A 4,535-nucleotide genomic window follows, 5' to 3' on the forward strand; every position below is an offset into this window, starting at 1 on the left:
AGCTGTTCCAGCGGCGTGAGGCCGCTGGCGTCATGGCTCTTGACCTTGGCGGCCACCAGCTTGCTCAAGGAAGCCACCCGGACCATGTAGAACTCGTCGACGTTGGACTGGGTGATCCCCAGGAAGTTGGCTCTTTCCAAAAGCGGCTCGTCCGGGTTCCTGGCTTCATCCAGGCAGCGGTCGTTGAAGTCCAGCCAGCTCAGTTCACGGTTGGCATAATAACTAGGATCGGTAAACTTGTTTTTGTTTTTAGGCATCGTCATTTTTTACTTTCCCCTCTTTTGCTTCATGGCAATCTTCATGCCGAAAACAGCCTCAGCCAGGTTGACGTTCTTTTCAAAGACCCAGCGTTCCAAAGTCAGGTCCCGCTTGCTGGTAACCGTGATCAGCATCTGGTCGTCCTTGATCGAAACCACGATCTTGCTGATCTTCTGCTTGCGGGAAGCATCCAGGCTGTTGGCCAGCCGCAGGATGGCGGCCAGTTTGGCCACCCGGACCTGCAGGGCCGGATCCAGGTGCCGGTATTCGCGTTCGTCCACGTTCAAGCTGGTAATGTCCTGGTGCTTCAAGATGCTCAGCAGCATCTCGTTTTCCCGGTCGGACAGGCCGATGATCTGGTTGGCGCCGACAATGTAGGCCGCGTGCTCATAGTGGTTGTGGAAGTTGATGAAGTTGCCGATATCGTGCAGGCGCGCCGCGATTTCCAAAAGCTGGCGGTCCCGGCGGTCGACCATGCCCACATGGGCCAGGCGGTCAAAAATGTGCAGGGCGAACTTGTTGGACAGGTTGCTGTGCTTGCCGCCTGATTCATAGCGGCGGGCGATGTTCTTCGTGGCCGTCAGCACGATCGTTGAGTATTCGTCAGGCCGGTACTTCAGCCGGGCAGCTTCCTGGATCATCAAGCCGGTGATTGCCGAAGACTGGGTCAAGGTCATCATGTGCGGCTTGATCACCTTGACCAGCTGGTTGATCAAAACGATCGTCGGCTTCATTCTGGCCAGGGCGTCAATGTCAAGGTTGTACTTTTCCATCAAGTACTGGTCGGGAGCTTCCCTGAAGTCGTCATAAACGGCCGCGAACTGCTTCAAGTCGATCAAGCGGGCCTTTTCCTGCGGCTTCAAGCTCTGCTCGCCCCGGCCAGGCACGTGCTGGATGATGATCCGGGCCTTGCCGGTCGGCTTCTCGATCGTCTTGAAGCTGACCAGTTTCCGCGAAATGTAGTCGCTGATGATGTCGATCGGGTCCGTTGGCGTGTCCCGGGTCATGGCCGACATTTCTTCGATTTCTTCCGGCCCCAGGGCAAAGTTCCAAGTCGACAGATAGTGCTGGCCTTTAAACAAGGTGAGGTTGAGCATGGCGCTGCCCATACTGAGCAGGTAGGTAAATTCATCGTCAGCCAGTTCTGAGAACTGCGGCAGGGCCATTCCGGCAATTATCTTGTAGTAGGCGATCTGCGCCCCATTGAGCCATTCAATTTCCAGACCAGTTCTGATCTTGATCTGGTCAGCCAGATAGCGCGCCGAAATCTTGTCCAGCAGCTGCCGGTTGCCGTAAACCTTGTAATTTTCAATCCCGTATTCCGCGATTTTCCGTTTGAAGCCGATCAAGGCGTCCGTCAGCCGGGGCAGTTCGTTTTCATAAACTTCAAATTTCTTGCCGCTTTGCACGAATTGCGCCGAGCTGAGCTGCTCGATGATCGACAGCTTCTTCAAATCGACGATAAACAGGCGGGCTTGATACGACGATATGTATATCAGACCAAATTGTCTTTTGCTCATGAGTCTCTCCTCTGATTTTCTTGAATATTTTCAAAATGAGCGTTAAAACTCAGCTGTAAGCGCTGAGTCATCTATTTCAATTGTACAAAAAATCTTCCTCTTCGGCGTATTTTTCCGGCCAAAAATAATTTTTTTAACATAATTTAACTTGGGATTAAAAAAAGCACATCCGCTTACGGATGTGCTGATTCAATGCCTATTCGCTGGCCTGCTGGCGCGAGGAATCCTGGATGTTGAAGCCAGGCACGCCGTTGAACCATTTCTTCATCAAGCGGGCGTAAGTTCCGTTCTTGCGGAGCTGCTTGAGGGCCCGGTTGACCTCAGCGGTAAACTTGTCCTCGCCCTTCTTGATCCCGATGCCGTAAGGCTCAACGGTGAAGGTGCTGCTGAGCATCTTGAACTTGTCTTTGTCTTCGGCAATCAGGCCTGCCAGGACCGCGTTGTCACTGACCATGGCGCTGGCCTTGCCAGCCTTTAAAGCGTTGTAGCAGGAGCCGTAGTCGTCGTAGAAGATGACGCGGGCTTTAGGAGCGTACTTGTGAACGTCGCTGTCGGCCGTTGACCCCTTCACGGCGGCGATCACGTACTTGGAGCTGTTGAAGTCCTTGATCGAGTTCAGCTTGCTGTTCTTTGGCACGATCAAAGTTTCCCCGGCCATGAAGTAAGTGTCGGAAAAGTTGATGATCTTGCGCCGGTCGGCGGTATTGGTCATGGTGGCGATCACGGCGTCGACGTTGCCGATCTTCAGGTCCATGATCCGCGATTTTTCACTGATGTATTCGATCTTCATTTTGCCTTTGGGGCCGAGAATCTGCTTGGTGATGGCTCTGGCCAAGTCAACTTCAAAGCCGGCGGCTTTGCCGGTCTTGACGTCCATCATGCTGAACAGGCGGGTGTCGGCCCGCATCCCCCAAGTGATGGTGTTGCTTGCCTTGACCCGGTCATAGGTGCTGCTGCTGCTTTCCTTGCTGTTTGAACAAGCGGCAAAAAGCAGCGACAACAGCAAAACCGCCATAGCGGCGGTCAGCTTTCTCAGTTTGCGTGCCATTTTTCCTCCTTGGCAATAAACGCGACATGACTCCAAAGCGGTTGATCAGTACTTGATTCTCTTGCTCAAGTAGTTGGCAAAACTGGACAAGGCAAAACAGATAATGAAGTACATCACTGCTACAGCCAAGTACATTGGAATCATGTAATTAGTATTTTGATTGTAGATGATTTCTGCGTGGTAGAGCAGTTCCGGCAAAACGATGATCGTTGCCAAGGATGTATCCTTGATCAGTGACACGAATTGCGACAGCAGGGCTGGAATCATTTTGGTCAAAGCCTGCGGCAAAACGACGTGCGTCATTGCCTGCATGTAGGTCATCCCGTTGGACCGGGCCCCTTCCATTTGGCCGGGGTCAACGGCCATGATCCCTGAACGGACGACTTCCGCGATCATGGCTGATTCAAAGACCACCATGGCAATCACTGAAGCTTGAAAGGCGTCGACTCTGATCCCCAAAACCGGCAGGCCGAAGTAGGAGAAGAAGATGATCAACAGCAGCGGCAGGTTTCTGATCACGTCGATGATCACGCCGACAACGCGGGAGATCCGGATGGTCTTGGCATCGACTCTCGTAAAGCGGACCAGACCCAGGATCAAGCCGATCACGAAACTCAAAATGATTGAAATCACTGAAACTTCGATCGTCACCCAGAAGCCCTGCAACAAGAAGTGGAGGTTGACCCAGGACAATGCTTGTGTAAGATTTTCCATTTATTTTCCTCCTAAACGCCTTTCTTTTCCAAATACTGCATGTAGTAGCTCAGCGGCAGGGTCAAGATCAAGTAGAACAAGCCGACCAAAACATAGCTCGGGATGGTTTGGAAGGTGTTGGAAGCGACGATGTCGCCCTGGTACATCAGGTCAAAGCCCGCCACAAAGGCCAGGATGCTGGAGTTCTTGATCAAGTTGACGAATTGGTTGCCCAAAGGCGGGATAACGATTCTGAAGGCCTGCGGCAGGATGACGTAGCGCATTGCCTGCCAGTAGGTCATCCCGTTGGACCGGGCCCCTTCCATCTGGCCGGTCCCGACGGACTGGATCCCGGAGCGGACAGTTTCCGCGATGAAGGCTGACGAATAAATCGACAGGCCGATCGTCCCGGCTTGGAAGCCAGTCAGTTTCAAAGGCGTGTACGTCGGCAAGACCAGGTAGAAGACCATCGTCACCACCAGCAAGGGGATGTTTCTGAAGATCTCGACATAGACCTTGGCAACGCCGCGCCAGAACTTGTTTGGCACGGTCTCCAGGATAGCAAAACCGGATCCGATAATCAAACTGAAAAACAAGGAAATCAGACTACAAAGAATCGTATTCCAAAAACCGAGCAAAAAGGTGGACCAGTTTGCCTCAAGTAAACTCAACATTAATATTCAGCCTCCTTAACACTGAAACCTGGAATGTTGCCAAACCATTTCTTGACCAGCTTGTGATAGCTGCCGTCGGCCTTGACTTCCTTCAAAGCCTTGTTGATTGCCTGCAGCATCTTGGTCTGTCCCTTTTCAACGGCGATCCCGTAAGGTTCAACGGCGATCGTGCCGCCGACCAGGTGCAGGCCCTTGTGCTGCTTGGCGATCCCGGCCAAAATGCCGTTGTCGGTAGCCACGGCATCCCCCTGGCCGGCCAGCAGGGCGTTGGTGCAGGCACCGTAGTCGTTGTACTGGCGGATCTTGGCCTTTGGAGCCAGGCGCGCAATGTCTTCAGCAGCC

5 protein-coding genes and 1 pseudogene are annotated in these 4,535 nt (G+C 53.0%); all 6 read right to left on the reverse strand.

The features are described from left to right. A pseudogene (locus tag lacNas_RS08210) lies at positions 1–263 on the reverse strand (RNA degradosome polyphosphate kinase); the annotation flags it as partial. 3 nt (positions 264–266) lie between these two features. Continuing rightward, on the reverse strand, positions 267–1,778 hold the full coding sequence (locus lacNas_RS08215) for an HD domain-containing protein (RefSeq protein ID WP_201331079.1): 1,512 nt from the start codon (positions 1,776–1,778) through the stop codon (positions 267–269). A gap of 196 nt (positions 1,779–1,974) precedes the next feature. Continuing rightward, positions 1,975–2,826: a transporter substrate-binding domain-containing protein gene (locus lacNas_RS08220; RefSeq protein WP_201331080.1), complete on the reverse strand. Its 852-nt coding sequence runs from the start codon at positions 2,824–2,826 to the stop codon at positions 1,975–1,977. A gap of 45 nt (positions 2,827–2,871) precedes the next feature. Further along, positions 2,872–3,540: an amino acid ABC transporter permease gene (locus tag lacNas_RS08225; RefSeq protein WP_201331081.1), complete on the reverse strand. Its 669-nt coding sequence runs from the start codon at positions 3,538–3,540 to the stop codon at positions 2,872–2,874. Positions 3,541–3,551: 11 nt separating this feature from the next. Next, entirely contained in the window at positions 3,552–4,193 is a 642-nt protein-coding gene (locus tag lacNas_RS08230) for an amino acid ABC transporter permease (protein WP_201331082.1), read from the reverse strand. After that, positions 4,193–4,535 (reverse strand): substrate-binding periplasmic protein (locus tag lacNas_RS08235; protein WP_201346766.1); only part of this gene is annotated, 343 nt, incomplete at its 5' end. The genes lacNas_RS08230 and lacNas_RS08235, both read right to left, overlap by 1 nt.

It is taken from the genome of Lactobacillus nasalidis (assembly GCF_016587775.1).
Lineage (GTDB): Bacteria > Bacillota > Bacilli > Lactobacillales > Lactobacillaceae > Lactobacillus > Lactobacillus nasalidis.